The organism is Pseudomonas sp. UBA7530 (genome assembly GCF_002479365.1).
Lineage (GTDB): Bacteria > Pseudomonadota > Gammaproteobacteria > Pseudomonadales > Pseudomonadaceae > Aquipseudomonas.
The window spans coordinates 1,147,277-1,164,950 of record NZ_DLMS01000011.1 but is presented as its reverse complement, the minus strand read 5'-3'; the positions used below and the strand labels follow the sequence as shown (position 1 = coordinate 1,164,950).

At 58.7% G+C, this 17,674-nt stretch carries 14 protein-coding genes and 1 pseudogene; 6 read left to right on the top strand and 9 right to left on the bottom strand.

Going from position 1 to position 17,674, the window contains the following annotated elements; all coding sequences use genetic code 11:
* Positions 1–130 precede the first annotated feature (130 nt).
* Entirely contained in the window at positions 131–910 is a 780-nt protein-coding gene (locus B2U07_RS19125; protein ID WP_296277498.1) for a TatD family hydrolase, read from the top strand.
* 422 nt (positions 911–1,332) lie between these two features.
* Here B2U07_RS19125 and B2U07_RS23180 read toward each other — a convergent pair whose 3' ends face one another.
* From B2U07_RS23180 to B2U07_RS19105, 5 genes and pseudogenes are all read right to left on the bottom strand, one after another.
* Positions 1,333–2,037 carry a methyl-accepting chemotaxis protein gene (locus B2U07_RS23180; protein WP_419096368.1) on the bottom strand — a complete coding sequence of 235 codons (705 nt, stop codon included), beginning with the start codon at positions 2,035–2,037 and terminating at the stop codon, positions 1,333–1,335.
* 150 nt (positions 2,038–2,187) lie between these two features.
* A pseudogene (locus B2U07_RS23175) lies at positions 2,188–2,394 on the bottom strand (HAMP domain-containing protein); the annotation flags it as partial.
* Positions 2,395–3,715: 1,321 nt separating this feature from the next.
* Entirely contained in the window at positions 3,716–4,546 is an 831-nt protein-coding gene (gene ampE / locus B2U07_RS19115) for a regulatory signaling modulator protein AmpE (RefSeq protein ID WP_296277495.1), read from the bottom strand.
* Between the two features lie 2 nt (positions 4,547–4,548).
* Positions 4,549–5,100 carry a 1,6-anhydro-N-acetylmuramyl-L-alanine amidase AmpD gene (gene ampD / locus B2U07_RS19110; RefSeq protein ID WP_296277493.1) on the bottom strand — a complete coding sequence of 184 codons (552 nt, stop codon included), beginning with the start codon at positions 5,098–5,100 and terminating at the stop codon, positions 4,549–4,551.
* 220 nt (positions 5,101–5,320) lie between these two features.
* A complete protein-coding gene (locus B2U07_RS19105) occupies positions 5,321–7,621 on the bottom strand; it encodes a DUF1631 domain-containing protein (protein ID WP_296277491.1) in 2,301 nt (766 codons plus the stop codon).
* Between the two features lie 411 nt (positions 7,622–8,032).
* On the opposite strand from B2U07_RS19105, the gene nadC reads away from it, so the two are divergent.
* From nadC to B2U07_RS19080, 5 genes are all read left to right on the top strand, one after another.
* The gene (nadC, locus tag B2U07_RS19100) at positions 8,033–8,881 is read left to right on the top strand and encodes a carboxylating nicotinate-nucleotide diphosphorylase (protein ID WP_296277489.1); all 849 of its coding nucleotides are present in this window, start codon (positions 8,033–8,035) and stop codon (positions 8,879–8,881) included.
* A gap of 326 nt (positions 8,882–9,207) precedes the next feature.
* The gene (locus B2U07_RS19095) at positions 9,208–10,518 is read left to right on the top strand and encodes a nucleotide sugar dehydrogenase (protein WP_296277487.1); all 1,311 of its coding nucleotides are present in this window, start codon (positions 9,208–9,210) and stop codon (positions 10,516–10,518) included.
* Positions 10,519–10,704: 186 nt separating this feature from the next.
* A complete protein-coding gene (locus tag B2U07_RS19090) occupies positions 10,705–11,589 on the top strand; it encodes a glycosyltransferase (RefSeq protein WP_296277485.1) in 885 nt (294 codons plus the stop codon).
* A complete protein-coding gene (locus B2U07_RS19085; RefSeq protein WP_296277484.1) occupies positions 11,576–12,730 on the top strand; it encodes a glycosyltransferase in 1,155 nt (384 codons plus the stop codon). Before B2U07_RS19090 ends, B2U07_RS19085 begins: the two co-directional genes overlap by 14 nt.
* Positions 12,731–12,809: 79 nt before the next feature.
* On the top strand, positions 12,810–13,763 hold the full coding sequence (locus tag B2U07_RS19080; protein ID WP_296277483.1) for a glycosyltransferase: 954 nt from the start codon (positions 12,810–12,812) through the stop codon (positions 13,761–13,763).
* Here the strand turns inward: B2U07_RS19080 and B2U07_RS19075 are convergent.
* From B2U07_RS19075 to B2U07_RS19065, 4 genes are all read right to left on the bottom strand, one after another.
* Positions 13,751–14,896 carry a lipopolysaccharide biosynthesis protein gene (locus B2U07_RS19075; protein WP_296277482.1) on the bottom strand — a complete coding sequence of 382 codons (1,146 nt, stop codon included), beginning with the start codon at positions 14,894–14,896 and terminating at the stop codon, positions 13,751–13,753. The two genes, B2U07_RS19080 and B2U07_RS19075, sit on opposite strands and share 13 nt — an antisense overlap.
* A gap of 62 nt (positions 14,897–14,958) precedes the next feature.
* Positions 14,959–15,834 (bottom strand): class I SAM-dependent methyltransferase, encoded by an 876-nt coding sequence (locus tag B2U07_RS19070; RefSeq protein WP_296277480.1) that lies wholly within the window; start codon positions 15,832–15,834, stop codon positions 14,959–14,961.
* Between the two features lie 17 nt (positions 15,835–15,851).
* Complete coding sequence (locus tag B2U07_RS23170) at positions 15,852–16,493, bottom strand: acetyltransferase (protein ID WP_419096367.1); 642 nt, start codon at positions 16,491–16,493, stop codon at positions 15,852–15,854.
* A gap of 11 nt (positions 16,494–16,504) precedes the next feature.
* The gene (locus B2U07_RS19065) at positions 16,505–17,671 is read right to left on the bottom strand and encodes a DegT/DnrJ/EryC1/StrS family aminotransferase (RefSeq protein ID WP_296277479.1); all 1,167 of its coding nucleotides are present in this window, start codon (positions 17,669–17,671) and stop codon (positions 16,505–16,507) included.
* Positions 17,672–17,674 lie beyond the last annotated feature (3 nt).

Here is a 17,674-nt window from a genome sequence, read left to right as displayed (position 1 = left end):
GACCTCCTCATCTGACGTTCGAGTGAAACCCGTCCATAGCCATACGACTGAAAAGATTAGCCAACGCTCCCCGACACTGGCAGCAATGGCGAAAATAGCCCACCCTGAAAGCCCATTCGCGAGCCGACCGATGCGCCTGATCGACACTCACACCCACCTGGATTTCCCGGACTTCGACGCCGACCGCGACGAAGTGCTCGCACGCAGCCGCGCCCTGGGCGTGCAGCGTATGGTGGTGCTCGGGGTGTACCAGGCCAACTGGCAGCGTCTGTGGCGACTGGTCGAGGCGAACGAGGGTCTGTATGCCGCGTTCGGTTTGCACCCGGTGTATCTGGACGATCACCAGCCGCAACACCTTGCCGAATTGCGCGACTGGCTGGGCAAGCTGGCCGGACATGGCAAGCTCTGCGCCATTGGCGAGTTCGGTCTGGATTATTACCTGGCGGAGCTGGATCGCGAACGTCAGCAGGAATTGTTCGAAGCGCAGCTGGAGTTGGCGGTGGCGTTCGAATTGCCGGTGCTGCTGCACGTGCGCCGCGCCCATGCCGCCACCATCGCCACGCTCAAGCGCTTTCGCCCGACACATGGCGGCATCATCCACGCCTTCGCCGGCAGCTTTGAAGAAGCGCGCGAATACATCAAGCTGGGCTTTCGCCTCGGCCTCGGCGGCGCCGCCACCTGGCCGCAGGCCAACCGCCTGCGCAAGGTGGTGGCTCAGTTGCCGCTGGAATCCATCGTGCTGGAAACCGACGCCCCGGACATGGCACCGGCGATGCACCCGAACCAGCGCAACAGCCCCGAATACCTGACGGACATCTGCGCCGAGCTGGCCGCACTGCGCGGCGTTACGCCCGAAGAACTGGCAACGGCCAGCAGCCGGAACGCCGATGAGTTGTTCGGCTGGGGATAGGTGAGCAACTCTGGGTAGGAGCCCCGCCCCGGGGCGAAACGTTTGCGGCGGGGCGCCGCTCCTATAACACAGCCTGTGGAGATAATGCTGTGTACTTGAAGGCTGTACGCGCTTGGCTCCCCTCTCCCATTTATTGGCGGCACGCCTAGTGGAGAGGGGCTGGGGGAGAGGGCTGAAAACGCCGCGAGACCGTCAGCTTTCCCTCTCCGCAAAGGGGCTGGAGGACTGATTGTGCGCGTCCCTTGTTATGTGAACAGCATTGCGCACCGGGGCGAAGCGTTATGAAGTCACGACTCAAACCCGGCGGGGCGCCGTTCCTACCAGGCTAGCGCGACGGCCGCGGGAATGTTGTGGGAGGGGCTTTAGCCGCGACTATCAAAAAACGTCGCCGCTGAAGCGTCTCCCACGAGGCCAATCCTCACTCACACACGAAACGCCCCGATCAGTTGCCGGAGCCGCGCCACCAACTCGCTCAGCTCGCGACTGGCCTGCTCGGTCTGGCTGGCACCTTGCGCCGTGCGTTCACCGGCATGATTGATCTCGACGATGTTCTGATCGATATCATGGGCCACCGCCGTCTGCTGCTCGGCCGCCGCGGCGATCTGCTGGTTCTGGTCGACGATCATGCCCACGGCGCCGAGGATATTCTCCAGCGCCAGCTGCACCTTGGCTGATTCGCTCACGGTGCCATCGGCCATCTGGTGACTGGCATTCATCGCCTTCACCGCAGCCCCAACTCCGCCCTGCAGCTTGGCGATCATCGCCTCGATTTCCTCGGTGGACTGTTGGGTGCGCTTGGCCAGGTTGCGTACCTCATCGGCCACCACGGCGAAACCACGGCCCTGTTCGCCGGCTCGCGCCGCCTCGATCGCGGCGTTGAGCGCCAGCAGGTTGGTCTGCTCGGCAATGCCCTTGATCACGTCCAGCACCTGGCTGATCGCGGCGCTGTCGCTGGCCAGCTGGTTGATCACCAACACCGATTGGTCGATTTCACCGGCCAGCCGCTGGATCGCCCCCACCTGCTGTTCGACCAGGGCACGACCGCTGACCGTCTCCTGATTCACGCTTTGCGCACTGCCCACCGCGGCGGCTGCGCTGCGCGCGACTTCCTGGGCGGTGGCGGACATCTGGTTCATCGCCGTGGCCACCTGTTCGATCTGCGCTCGCTGGCTGGCCACCGCCTGGTTGCTCTCGCCCGAAACCAGCTCGACCCGGTCGGCCTGTCCGCCAACCTCGCCCACGGTATGGCCGACGCGCTCGATCAGATCGTGAATACGCTGCACGGTCTGGTTGAAGACTTGGCCCAGCTCACCCAGCTCATCGCGGCTCTGCGCCTGGAAGTTGGCCGTCATGTCGCCTGCGGCCACCTTGTCCATCACCCGCCCCAGGTTCTTCAGGGTCGCACGCGTGGAAACGTAGAAGCCGCTGTAGAGGTAGACGATCAGCAGGAACACCACCACCAGCGCCACCGCCAGCAGCACCATCTGCGCACGGTTTTCGCTGAGTCGTTTGCTCAGTTGATTGTCGAGGAAGGCCAACAGACCGTCGTTGAACGCGTAGGTCCTGGCCATCTGCTGGCTGGTCTGCTCATAGAACTGCGTCCAGGGCGTATCCAGGCTGTCGGCGATGATGACCTGATCCTCGAACAGCACGGCGCTGTCCTTCAAACTCTGGCGGCTCGCCTCGGCCAGGCTGCCAAGGCCGTTCTGCGCGGCGACGTTGCCGGCCAGGGCATCCTGCAGGTTCAACCCATACTCGGCGTGCAGTTTCTCCAACTGCAGCAGCAGGTCGTCGAACTTGGTGCTGGCTGCAGAGTTGAGATAACCCTGGCCCAGGGAATAGGCGCCAACCGCTCGGCCCTGGCTGAGCACATCGGTAATTTGCGGGGTGACATTGGTGATCAGCTCGGTGATCTGCCGTACCTGACGTTGCGGGTCCTGGCTCAACCCGGCCTGACTGGCCACCAGCTTGATGAAAACCTGGGAAGAGCCCAGCAGCTTCTCGACGATGACCGTCTTGCTCTGCAGCGACGTCTCGGCCTCCGCGCTTTTCAACTCGGCCAGCAATTCGTCGCGCTTGGCGACAAACTCCGCTGCCTGCTCGCTATCGCTGGTCACCGGCTGCAGCCCTTGCAGCCCGGCATTGAGCGACTGCTGCAGTTGGCCGATCCGCCCCTCCAGATCCCCCGCCTGCCCGGACTGACCGATCATCGAGTTGATCTGTACCAGGTCGTTGAGGCTCTCCAGATCGCGGCGCAGCTGCAGGCTGCTACCGAGCAGCTCGAGGCTTTCCAGAGCCGTCTGGGTGCCGACGAACTGACGATAGGAATCTCGCACCAGATAGAAGTTGGTGACGAGCATGGGCAGGAAGAATAGAACGCTGATCAGGCTGAACTTCATGCCGAAGCTGAGGCGATTCATCAGCGCGATGGCCGGATACAACACGGTCTTCACTCGACGTCTCCAGTTGCCATTATTGTTATTAGGTCTCGCTTGGCAGCCGCCGAGCCTCTTACGATCTCGTGACGGTATCCTGCTTCGACCGACATATGGCATGCGGATACATGCGCCGAATACAGGCCGATAAACGTGATGGAAATCACCAAACAGGTCGACTGCCGCCTCCTTATACCGCTTATCGACACGCCTCTCTGTAACTTAAGGTTAAGCAAGCGCAGCGCACATGCTGTCCCGGGCGCGGCCAGGTACAGCGCATGATCCTGATGAAAACGTAGGGCGGGTGAAACCCGCCACCAGGCGGGCCCGGCCGCTCCCGCCCTGCCGGGTTCTGCCTGTGATCGGCGCCTTAGATGAACAGCACCCAGACCGCGTAGCCGGCGTACCAGACCACCGCCGCGCGAATCAGCAGTTGCCAGAGCTGGTCCAGGGTATCGACGCCCTCCTCGCCCATCACCGGCGGCGGCATCTCGCCCGCAGCACGCCCGGCCTTGATCACCAGTTGCGCAGCGGAAATATCCCAGCTCAGCAGCTCATGCAGCAGGGCACGGCTGACGGCGACGAAGTTGCCGACCAGCGCGAAACTGGAAGCCAGCACCCGCGCCGGCAGCCAATCGAAGGCATGGCGCAGCTGCACGGCGCGCTCACGCAGGGCCGGCTGCTCGGCGTGCTCGGCACTTAGTGCCAGCAGGCGATAGGCCAGCGCCGCCATCGGCCCCAGCAGCAGATACCAGAAGATCACCGCGAAGAAGCTCTGATAAGCCTGCCACAACAGATGCCCCTGAACCTGCTGCAGCAACTCGGCACCCTCCTCCGGCTGCAATGCCAGGTCGCGCTCGGCCACATGGTAGGCCGCCTGACCATCACCGCGGCGCCAGGCGTCACGGAACGGCCCCAAAGCCGCAAGCAAATCGCCGCGTCCCAGGCTGTAGATCAGCACCAGCAAATGCACCGGCAAGGCCAGCCAACCGTAGGCCAGCGGCTCGAGGATCAGCACCAGGCCCAGCGCCAGCACCGGCAGCAACACCAGAATGGCCAGGCACAGCCACGGGGCCTGCTGCAGCCCGCCCTGTTGCAGGCGTTGCAGTTGCGCCAGCCAGGGGCCGTCCTGCTGGATGCGCAGGCGCCAGGCGGAAAATTTCTCGACCCACAGCACCAGCAGAATCACCAGAAAACTCATTGCTACCTCTCATTGAATTCGGCATGCAACCGCGGCCAGTCGAACGCCGGCCCCGGATCGGTCTTGCGCCCAGGGGCGATGTCGCAATGACCACGGATACGCTGCGCCGACAGCGCCGGGTAGGCATCCAGCAACTGCCGCGTCAACTCCGCCAACCTGGCGTATTGAGCATCGCTGTAAGGCACGTCATCCGCACCTTCCAGCTCCACACCTAAGGAAAAATCGTTGCAGTTGTCACGCCCCTCGAACCAGGAAACCCCGGCGTGCCAGGCACGATCCAGGCAGGAGACGAACTGAGTCAGCCGGCCATCACGCTCGATGAAGAAATGCGCGGAAACCTGCAGCGAGGCGATTTCGGCAAAGAAGGGATGCTCGTGCGTGGGCAGCCGGTTCTGGAAGAACTCCAGCACTTTGCCCGTGCCGAACTGGCCGGGCGGCAGGCTGATGTTGTGCACCACCAACAGGGAAATCTCACCACTGGGGCGAGCGTTGAAATTCGGCGAGGGGCAATGATGGATACCCTGAAACCAGCCGGTCGTGGGGTCGAGCTGCATATGGCACTCCTGAGCGTGGCACCACTCTAGAACAGCCGACCCAGACGGCCAAGAGCGAGACAGCAACAGGATGTGCGAAGACGGAAAATAGAGGGGGCACAAAGTAGGAGCCGCGCCCCGCGGCGAATGGTTGCGGCAACGCTAAGCCAAAAGATTCGCCTCGAGGCGGGGCTCCTACAAGGCCACTCGCTACCAGCAGCAGAACGTTGCAGGCAACGAATCAGGCGTTCTTCAATTTGCGCAGGTTACCGATCACCGATTCGAGCGCACGATCGAACAGCAATGCATCGTCGAGCAGGCGAATGGTGTTGCGACGGAACTCCACGGCCAGCGCATTGCGGCTCTTTTCCAGCACTTTCATGCCGGTACGGTTGACGAACACGTACTTGCCAGTGGGTTTGATGATCGCCGCCAGCTTGCAGCGCAGCTTGTGCTCATCGTCTTCCTGGAACTCGACCCAACTGCCTACACGCAGACTATCGACCTGCTGCAGCGCCTCGTCATCGTCCGGCATTGCCACGTCCGGCTCCTGAGGCCGGGTCTGACCCGGGGCCAGCAGGACGATCTCCTCGACCACCTCGACCATGGCCGGCGCATCTTCGACCTCTTCCGCTGCCGGCAACTCCAGCAGCGGCAGCTCGATACCTGCTTGCGCGGCGTCAGTGGTGGATTCGGATTCGTCCAGCGCAACCTCGGGCTCGGCCGTGGCGCGCTTGAAGCGCTGGAAGGCCTGCACATGCAGTGCCTCCAGCTGGCTGAAAAATTCGCTGGTGGAGAACGGATCGAAGGCCGCGCTGACCATACCCTCGCGCAGCGCCTTCAGCAGGCCGGGCACCAGTTCCAGCAAGCGCAGTCGCGCCTCGGGATCTTCATGCGGGGCAACGCTCCAGACCAGATCATCCATGGTCTGCAACGCAGCCTGCCATTCGTCCGAGTCCACGCCATGCTTGAGGCAGGTGAGCATCAGCACCTTGCTCCAGGCTTCCTGCAGCAGACGCACCACCACTTCCGGTAGGGTCTTGCCCAGCAGCCGCTCATTCAGCGCCTGTTCGACCTGACGGCGCGCCAGTTCGGCCTTGGCACTGCCCTCCTCGGCATCACGGGTACGCTGTTCGAGCAATTCGCTACGACGACGCTCATCACCCGTGAAGGCCATGAACTCGGCGAGCAACTCGGAGAAGATCGCCGGATCATCGACGAAGTCGTTAAGCAGGCGCTGCACCACCTGTTCGATCTTCTGGTACAGGCTGTCGCGCTGGGCATCGTCCTGATCGCCCCAACCCAAGGCCGCGGAGGCGATTTCGTTGAGCAGGCGGCGCGCGGGGTGACTGCCGCGGCTGAAGAAGGTCTTGTCCAGCACCGCGACCTTGAGCATCGGAATCTGCAGGCGGCCGATCAGCGCCTTGAGCGAATCCGGCAAAGTGCGGTCATCGAGAATGAACTCGAACAGCATCGACACCAGGTTGATCACGTCTTCATCGACTTCGCCGACCACGCGCGTCTTGCCGCTCTTGACGCTGGCACGTTCGAGCAAGCGCTCGAGCTGATCACGCAGATCGAAGTCCGCAAAATCGACCTGCGCCGGGGCACGCTGCTGCATGTGCGACAGCAGGCGCATCAGGTCATTGCTGGTGATCGGCAGCGCATCGGCCACCTGGGCGCGGCGCGGCATGGCAGTGCCGCGTACCTGCAGGAGCAAATCCTGCAGCGCACCGAAGACTTCCTGAACGCCCTGATCAGCGCCTTCGAGCAGAGGAATGCCTTCCTCGCCCGAGGCCTGGCTATAAACAGAGGCCGCGGGGCGCTGCTGACGACGCGGCGGCGCCGACTTCAGCTCCGGTAGCACGCCAGCATTGACCAGGGCCTGGTTGGCCTCGGCATAAAGAGCGTCGCAGCTGCCCAGCACGTATTTTTCGAACAGCTTGAGGATGATCAGCTTGACCTTGATCTCCACGCCCAGGCCGCTGCAGGCATCGAGGAAGTACTCACTGAGCAGCGTCGGGCCAAGCGGGTTGCTCTTGTCGTCGAGCTTCTTGCTGATCACCGCATTGAGACGCGTGGTGAGGTGGCCCAGCGCCATGGCATCACGGCTCATGACCTTAGCCACCATGGCATCCAGCGCCACCGTCTCTTCCAGCTCGTCGTTCTGCACCAGGCTCAGGCTGTCGAACGAGACTGCATCCAGAGCAGGCTGCTGCTTGCCGATTTCATACTGGTTGAGATTGGCGAAAGACTCGAAAACCTTCTGCAGGAAACCGCGCTCGATGTTCTTGCGCTTCAGACGCAGGTCGCGCATCGCCTCGAAGAAAGCGTTCTGCTCGGCATTGCTAGTCGCCCGATCCGCCATCTCGAAGAGGGTATCGTCAGCATTGTCGAACAGGCTCTGCAGGTTCTGCTTGAGCTGTTGCGCGGCTTTGTCACGCACCTGAATAAGCGCCACGGGCAGTCTTCCTACCGGCGAAGTTGGCGATTGCTCAGCGGTCGCCTTGGTCAGGGGCACCACATTCGCGTCGGTCTTCATTCTAGTCTCCCGCAGACTGCCCGAACCGGGCTTCCTGGTCTGCACAGCGTCAACCGAGCGTCGTCCCTAACGTCAAAGGCCTGGCGTCAATAAAATAAAAAGTAAAGGCATTATAGGGAGGCTGCGCGCCATACCAAGTCAATTTTTTCTAGAGACATGATCCGCATCACAGATAGCCTCACGCCACTTACAGGCGGTAGGCTCTACAACACCCTCGCACCTCTACAGCCTAACGCTGCCAGCTACGCGCCGCTGCACCGGTGGTCGGTGCATTGCCATCGATAAGAGCTGTAGTACTGGGCGAAAGTGCCCAGTCAATCATCGAAAACCGAACGGCACAGAACGGCACTCGACCGTTGCCCCGTCCCCGCCTGGCTCTATAATCGCCCCTCGCCTACACCGGAGCCGACCATGCCCAACCTGACACTCGCCGAACTCAGCAGCGAAATCGAAGCCAATGTCCGCCGCGCCCTGGCCGAAGACATCGGCAGCGGTGACATCACCGCCCAGCTGATTCCAGCCGAGCGCCTGGCCAGCGCCCGGGTGATCACTCGCGAGGCGGCGGTAGTGTGCGGCACGGCCTGGGTCGATGCGGTATTTCGCCAACTCGACCCGCGCGTGGCGGTGCACTGGCAGGTGCAGGACGGCGACCGCGTTCAGGCCGACCAGCCCCTGTTCACCGTCGAAGGCCCGGCCCGCGCCCTGCTCAGCGGCGAACGCAGCGCCTTGAACTTCCTGCAGACCCTGTCAGCCGTTGCTACCCGCTGCCGCCATTACGCCGACATCGTCGAAGGCACCGAGGTCAAACTGCTCGACACCCGCAAGACGCTTCCCGGCCTGCGCCTGGCACAGAAATACGCCGTAACCTGCGGCGGCTGCCACAACCACCGCATCGGCCTGTTCGACGCCTTCCTGATCAAGGAAAACCACATCGCCGCCTGCGGCGGCATCGCCCAGGCAGTTTCAGCCGCCCAGCAGATCGCCCCCGGCAAGCCGGTGGAAGTGGAAGTGGAAAGCCTGGAAGAATTGCGCGAAGCGCTGGAAGCCGGCGCCGATATCGTCATGCTCGACGAACTGTCATTGGAAGACATGCGCGAAGCCGTAAACCTCACCGCCGGCCGCGCCAAACTCGAAGCTTCTGGCGGCATCAACGACAGCACCTTGCGCACAGTCGCCGAAACGGGCGTGGACTACATCTCGCTGGGGACGCTGACCAAGGATGTGAAGGCGGTCGATTTGTCGATGCGGTTGGTGTTTTAGGCCTCCAGCGCATCATGGCTCACTGCTTAATGCCGATCAGATAAGGGCCTCAAACAGCTTTTCGTAGGAGCCCTACCCCAAGGCGAAACCTCGCAAACCAGGGATGTATAGATTCACGGCAGGGCGCACCCTTAGCATGTAGTGATACTTGGCTGCCTGGCATGAATTCGCCGCAGGCCTATTGGTTTCGTACGCACAGATCGATACCTGACAGCACGGTAAATCGGCTGCTTCAGCACTTCACAAGCGTGATTAAACACGCGGCCTCAGCCTAAAAGGTCTGGCATCATGCAGCAACGAAGCCCACATCAAACATGAGCCCTACCGTGAACGAAGCGCTAGCTCTTCTGCGAGAAAGAATCACCTCAGGCACCGCAACTGTCGGTATTTATGGTCTGGGCTATGTCGGCCTTCCCCTCGCGTTGCGCTTTTGCGAAGTCGGCATCAAGGTCATCGGCTTCGACATCGACGATTACAAGGTCGACACGCTCAACGCCGGGCAAAGCTACATCGAGCGGTTAACGCCTCAGCGCATCAAGAACGCCTTAGCGCAGGGGCTGGAAGCTACTACCGATTTTTCCCGCAGCGGCGAAGTCGACGCACTGATCATCTGCGTTCCCACCCCACTCAACGCGCACCGCGAACCCGACCTGAGCTTCGTCATCAACACAGTAGAAGCACTACTTCCCCACTTCCGAGCCGGCCAACTCCTCAGCCTGGAGAGCACCACGTGGCCAGGAACAACAGACGAGGAGCTCGCTCCCCGCTTGGCGACGAAGGGATTCATCCCCGGTGAAAACTGCGCACTGGTGTTCTCCCCCGAACGGGAAGACCCAGGCAATCCGGACTATGGCACCCATGACATCCCCAAAATCATCGGCGGCATGACGCCAAGCTGCCTAGAACTGGGCCAAGCACTCTACCAGCACGCCATTCGTTCATTAGTGCCCGTTAGCAGCACCCGCACTGCCGAAATGACCAAGCTTCTAGAGAACATTCACCGCGCAGTGAATATTGGCCTAGTCAACGAAATGAAGATCGTCGCCGACAAAATGGGAATAGACATTCACGAGGTCATTCGCGCTGCCGCAACCAAACCCTTTGGTTTCACCGCTTACCATCCTGGCCCTGGCCTGGGCGGTCACTGTATTCCCATTGACCCCTTCTATCTGACCTGGAAGGCGAAGGAGTACGGCATCAATACCCGATTCATCGAACTAGCCGGTGAGATCAACCATTACATGCCGCACTGGGTCGCGCAGAAAACTGCTGACGCCCTCAACGAGCACGGCAAAGCGGTCAAAGGCAGCCGCATTCTGGTGCTGGGCCTGGCCTACAAGAAAAACATCGACGATACCCGCGAGTCCCCTGCCGTCGAAATCATGTCCCTACTCGAACAAAAAGGCGCGGAAATCGCCTACTCGGATCCACATGTACCGATGTTTCCACACAAACGGGACTACCGCTTCGCACTATCATCCACGCCGCTTGACGCAGACAGCATCCGCAGCTTCGACTGCCTCCTCATCGCTACTGACCACGACGCCTTCGACTACGACCTGCTAAAACAACAGGCCCGCCTAATCATTGACACCCGAGGCCGCTATAGCGGCGGTGGCAATGTGATAAGCGCATAGGAGCTAACATGGACGCCCAGGAGTTGCTTGCTCGCAGTGAAGAAAGCAGCTACCAACTCAAACGCCAAATCAACTAGCTCAACGGCCTGGCTGCCGAGATGGCTGCATTCTCCAACGATGAAGGAGAGCACATCTTTATAGCATAGAAGACGATAGCCTCCTTCGTGATCATTGAAGACAGCAAGCGTGAAAAATAAAATCAAAGTTTCAACACCCACAAGTTCTGGGGCCTGTGCAATCGTGGTGCTATTCCATCCGGATGCTGCATTTGGCTGTCGACTACAAAAAATCCTGACGCAATTCTCTTCTGTCATTCTCGTTGACAACACCCCAAAAGAGGCGGCCCTAACCAATCTGCCCTCGTCGGTTAATATTTTACGCAATGATCGCAACCTCGGAATAGCAGCAGCCTTGAATCAGGGGGTAGACCTCGCCATTGAAAAAGGCCATGAATGGGTCGCCACCTTTGATCAGGATTCCGAAATTCTTCCAGGATATCTGGAAGATGTGGTTTCCATTTCGGCACGCCGAACACCAACCCCGGTTCTGGTTGGATGCAACTATCTAAACGATGGCGATACCAAAGTTGCGCACCGCGCGCCGCATCAGGTAACAGACGCCTGGGTACGTCGAACACTCATCACTTCGGGCACCTTCATGCCCGCATGTTTCGCCCGCGAGATCGGTGGTTTTCGCGAAGACTATTTCATTGACTCGGTAGACCACGAATTTTGCTTGCGCGCACATCGCCATGGTGCCGAAATACTAATGACCGTGCAGCCATTTATGCGTCACCGCATGGGGAACGCAGGCACCAGCCTTTTCGGCCTGACCCTGTCCCTGCAGCATCATGCAACTCGACGCTATTACCTAGCGCGCAATACAATTCTTACTTTAAGACAGCACGGCACCACATACCCATTTTGGGCCGCACGCCAGATATTCCGGTTGATCGGCGAAGGATTTGCAATAGCGTTCATTGAATCTGATAAAGCTCCCAAAATTTGCGCCTTCACACGAGGGTTATGGCACGGATTAATTGGCAGGAGCGGCCCACTTGAAAGAATCTAACTCTTCCCCGCTACTGGTGGCAGGGGTTCATCAATCAACCGAGGCGTACCCTAACACGCTGTATCGGGTAAACCAGCTGCGAAGTCAGCTTGATGCACGCGAAGTAAATTTCCCAATGTGGTCGACTACCAGCGGGGGATGGAAAAGTACGCGTTCACCGATACACACACTGTGGCGGGCGATCACCTCCCACCTACAGGTGGCATGGGCCGTTGGATGCAGGTCGCACTGCAATATTATATATATTCCTTACCCTGCACCATTGGTCGCATTGCTCGCATCTCTATTGCCGCATCGCCCTCGCCGCATCGTCGTGGATGGATTCATTTCTTTGTACGACACGGTAGTTAATGACCGGAAACTGTGGTCGCCTAACTCACTACTGTCTCGACTTTTATACAAGTTAGAGCGATACGCCTTCATCAAGGCAGACATTGTCTTGGTTGACACTTCGCAGAACGCCAAGTTTTATTCAAAGTTATTTAATCTCTCTCCTGCGCATTTTTTGGCACTGCCATTAGCCACAAACGAAGTTGACTATGCACCCACACCTTACTCTCCATCCGGAAAATGTTGTCGCGTGTTATTCATCGGAACACTGGTTCCATTGCACGGAATACGCACGATAATCGAGGCTGCCCGCCGGCTGGCTTCGCGACAGGATGTTGAGTTTCAAATCATAGGCGATGGTGCCGATGCACCATTACTTCAGGCGGAAATTGCAGATCTTGTAAATGTGACTTGGCAGCGAAGATGGTACTCTGCGGAGGAATTGGCCAGAGAAATCAAAGCATCTGACATTTGTCTAGGAATTTTTGGCGATACTGACAAAACCCAGCGGGTATGCCCTTACAAAATTTATTCATACTCGTCAATTGGCCGGGCGATCATAACAGGCAATACGGATTGGCTTCAGTCGGCTGTTGGATCAGCCCTCTGCTCTCCCTTCCTCGGTGTCCCTGTGAACAACCCATCCGCCTTGGCTGACGCCATAGCCCTTCTGGCAGACTCTCCCCAGGAACGCATCCGCCTGGCCGAGTCAGCTAGAAGTTTTTACGTTAAGCACCTTTCAAATGCTGCATCGATGCAGCTGCTGGAGCGTTTGTTATTTGCCGAATCCAACGAAGCACGCCGCGAATAATACCGCAGCCCAGGCACGCCGCACGGCTACAAACTGCCCCCGTAAATGAGTGCCGCTGTGGCCTATTGAGGAACGGTTCATGACTAGCCCACTCGTCAGCATCTGCATATCCACCTACAACCATGAGCGATATATTGCCAGATGTTTGGAAAGCGTCGTGGCACAGCTATCCCCAGGAGAAATCGAAGTCTTGGTTGGCGACGACGGCTCAACGGACGGAACGCGAGAAATCGTCGCTACATATGCAAGGACTTGGCAAGGCATCGTGACGCCGATATTCAACGAGAAGAATCTCGGCCCCAGCGGCAATTTGAGCAATTTGATCGCACTTGCCAAGGGTCGATATATCGCTCACCTAGATGGTGATGATTACTGGCTTCCGGGCAAACTGATTGAGCAACTTGCCATACTGAATAGGAACCCACTGATGCCAGCGGTGGTATGCAACGCGTTGGTTATCTCCGACGATGGCAATCCGCTGGGCTTCTTCACGGACTACCCGAAAAAAGACATCGGATTGGATGACCTTGTCGGCCGAGGAAATTTTATCTGTCACGGCAGCATCTTATACCGGGCCACATACAAAGCGCGATTGCTGGAAGTCCCAGTACCTTATATCGACTACATGCTCGTGATCCGGCTAGCCATGATCGGAAAGATAGGCTACTTACGCGCCCCACTCGTCGCCTATCGTTGGAACTCAAGTACCTCAATGCGCGCCGCGATGCGTGGCCTGGTTCACGAGAATTTCTGGCAGGCGCTGAAATACGCGGCCGAAGGCGGTGTCTGCAAGGCTGCGCAGCAAGCCGCCGTCACTCACTTCTTCGAACAGGTACTGGTCGCCAACTTGATGCATGGAAAGATAGACGCGGCGTGGTATTGGGCCCGGCGCTTGTACGAAGAAAGCCCTGTCCCCGTTACACGCGCGTTGCTGCTTGGCGTATTACGAGTACCTTTGTCCCTGTGGCGCTACCTGCGCAAGCGGCACGACAGCCGCCGATTCATGAGAGCCAGCGTGTTCTATCGGCGCTGAACCCAAGCCACTGCTGCCCAAGCAAGCGTGGCAAGCAGCGCCTCGGTGCCCAGAGCCATTGCCACAGCACCGATCACTCCCCATTGCGGGATTGACCATGCAGCCAGCGCAACCATGGCTGCAAGCCCTGTGCATTCAATGCTGATGCGCGTTGCCAGCCTACCTTGTGAGGCCAGGACGCTGGTGCCAAGCATACGCAGAGCATAAAGAGGCATCCAAAGCGCCAGCCAACGCGCCAACTGCGCTGCCTGCGCGAACTGTTCGCCCAGGAGCATGGGGATGAATTGTGCCAGCCACTGCAAGGCCAATCCGCCCACAGCCGACCAGCCAATAATCGCTACAAGCGAGTGCCACAGCAACCGCCCCCGCGCCGAGTCGTTGCGGAACAAGCGCGGCTGAATGGAGCCAATCAGGGAAACAATCGGCAAAGCCATCACGCTCGCGAATCGATAGGCGGCGGCATAGATTCCCGCCAACTCTCCGCCCCCCACATACAAAGCCGCGGCTTTATCCAACTCTGTCGTGGCATTCCCTGTGACCCACAAGGCGGAGAACGCCGTGCCTTCGCGTGCTTCGCCAATCGACCAAACGAATGGGTGTCGCCGCGGCTTGAGCAGTAGAACAACCGATAGATATGCAAGCCCTGCACCCAGCAAACTGGCTAGTGCATGCAGCAAGGCATAGCCGCCAATACCATGTTCCGCCGAGAGAAGCCAGAATGCCATTGCGGCCATCAGTCGCGTGAACGCACTGATCGCCGGAAGTGCGCTGTGCCACCCCATCCTTTCATGGGCTTGGAAAGCATGGCTGCAGAGCACGATGAACGGCGCGCAGATGAGGTCAGCGCAAGCAATCGCCAGTAGCAAAACCCAACCATACTGAACTGGAGAAAAAATCAGAAAGATCACTACGAGCAAGCTGCCGCTCCACGCACTCAATACAAGAGATTGCCGCCAATAGCGACTAAAGCTTTCAGGCTTGCGCGCAACATTCTTCAGCAGGAGCATGGCTCCGCCCAAACCGGACAGACCTCCTAGCGTGACAGCAAGGCCCAGTGTGCCGGACAGCGCGCCCAATCCGCTGGCACCAAGCGCGTGCGCGATGACGATAATCCATGCGGCTTGACAGGCCACCCTGACAGCCTGCCAGAAAGAGGCCAGCAACGTGTTGCGGGCTAGGCGGCCTCGCATGCGAATTAGGGTTTGACCCAGCGCATGAAGGGCTCGCGCGGGTTCATGCCATGGTGATGCGGATCCATGTCTGCCAACAGGTCTCCATGAACTTGTACACGGGGCAACAGGCCGGCATGTGTGATGCGCTCAAAGATATCTGTTCCATAGAGGCGCACATGATCCTCCTGCCCATACAGAGCCAGGCGGGCGGCATCCGAACTGATATGAGAGAGAGCGAGGCTGCGCTCAAGCTTCGCTGCATATGGTGTTTGCAGAATGGCGTGTCCACCAGGCTTGAGGACACGCACGATTTCACGCAATGCGGTGATGTCCTCCGGCACATGCTCCAGCACGTGATTTGCGATGAGCAGATCAAAGTGCTCATCAGGGAACTGCATCATGGTGATGTCCACGCGTGTGATCTGGGCATCCCCGGGAAACAGATCGCCTTGGACGTATTCAACTGGCCCGGCTGCCTTAATACGCAGGCGCAAATTCTTTTCCGGAGCGAAATGGAGCACGCGCTTGCCCGCCAGTTCTAACACGCCTGTGCGCTGCATGTAGGCCAGCAGGTGGCGCTCGCGGTCAGTGGCGCCGCAATGCGGGCATCCGAAGCGTTCCAGATCGGAGCCCACCAAATCCAGATCTCTCAGGATGGGGGACATTGAAGCCGCACCGATCCTGTACGGCAGGAAGCCCGGCACACTTCTGTCACAAACGTTGCAATAGCCAGGAGAAAGCCGCATGAGCGCACGTGCGTATCCAAATACACGTTTTGCTGTCGGAAAAAGCAGGGATCTTTGGAAGCTGGGCATCATAAAATAGAGCATGATCAAAAATTGCAGGGGAGCACCTGAATTGAAAGATGCTTGTTCAATGGGATCAGGCAAGAAGCTCAATGAATTGCTTCAGCATGTCAGCGCCGACGAGTCGCTGGAACCCCAGCTACCATCGATCCCGGCTCCACATCACGGGTTACGCATGCGCCTGCGGCAACTATGGCGCCATCGCCAATTACGAGAGGTTGGCTGGCAGATCCATTGATGATGTTGGTACCTGTCCCGATGAAGACACCTTTACCAATCCGCACGTGCCCAGAAACGTGCACGCCCGGCGAAAGCGTGGAAAATTCGCCGATAGTCACGTCGTGGCTAATCGTGCATGCAATATTAATGTGTACATGCCTCGCTAGCTTGATGCCAGTCGTCAGAATGCTGCCTGCGGCAACTACTACCCCCTCCTCTAGCTCTACGCACTTCGACATGCGAGTCCCGGGATGGATGAGAGTCTGCGCTTGAAACCCGGCATCTCGCATCTTGGTTGCCAGCTTGCTACGTAACGACGGCTCCCCGATGGCCACAACATAGGATGAATCCTTGTCTCGCCTAAGGCTAGAAAGTAGTTCTACTGGGATGCCGTTTACTGCGTCTGTCAGGTAGTCCGGATGATCCACGACAAAACGAATCGCAGTCTTGTTGCCCCAGATATCCGAAGCGAGCCAAGCCACTTCTCGCCCAGACCCACCAGCACCAACTATATATAGCAGCCTAGGTGCCATTAACGTGAGGTTCACGTGTTCACCGCGTCCGCAATAATCTCGGAGATTAAGCGAATCGACTCTTGATCGACATTCGGCAAGACGACAACCCGCTTCGCCACGGCAATCGTATTGGGCAACATTAACCTCGCATGCGGAAACAAATCCCGATACGGCTGCATACCGTGGCACCCCGGCCAGAAATATTTGCGCGCCAATACGTTCTCCGCATGTAGTGCGGCAATTATGTTGTCACGACTGACAGGGCATTCATCGCCCACTTCCAGCACGATGTAATGGTGGTTGTTTCGTTCAGCCGACGCGTAATCAAGCACGCTGATGCCGGGAATGTCAGCCAGCGCTTGCTTGTAGGCAACATGGTTGCGGCGATTAGCCTCCACCAGCTCATCAAACCCATCCAGGTTCGCCAGCCCCATCGCCGCACACACTTCGATCATCTTACCGTTAGTCCCGGGATGGATGACGTTGTCGTAGCCCTTGAAGCCAAAGTTGCGCATCAAGCGCATCGCTTCGGCCAATTCGTCGTCATTGGTGGTAACAGCGCCGCCTTCCATCGTGTTGAACGATTTGGTGGCGTGGAAGCTGAATACCTCGCAAGCACCAAACTGGCCAATGCTCTGCCCCTGGTAACTGCTACCAAAGGCGTGTGCCGCATCGAACATCAGCTTAAGTCCGTGCTCATCCGCAATGGCGCACAACTCGTCCACCGGCGCGGCGCGCCCCCAGACATGCACGCCAATGATGCCACTGGTACGCGGCGTAATCATGCGGCGTACGGCGATAGGATCAAGGTTGTGCGTCTCTGGGTCAATATCGGCAAAAATAGGAGTGATGCCTTGCCAATACAAAGCATGAGCGGTAGCAACAAAGGTCCAAGAAGGCACAATAACTTCACCCCCAAGACCCAAAGCGCGAATGGCGATTTCCAATGCAATGGTTCCATTACACATGGCAACGCAGTGCTTGACACCCAATTTATCGGCAACACGCTGCTCAAATTCCTGCACCAATGGGCCATTGTTGGTCAGCCAGCGGTTGTCCAGCGCACGAGCGACGCCCGCCAGAAACTTATCGCGGTTGATGATATTTGGCTGACCAACATGTAATGGCCGCAAAAATGCAGGCGGCGCACCGTGAATTGCCCGGTTAGCCTCTCCCATAGTCTTTTTGCCGCTCATTCA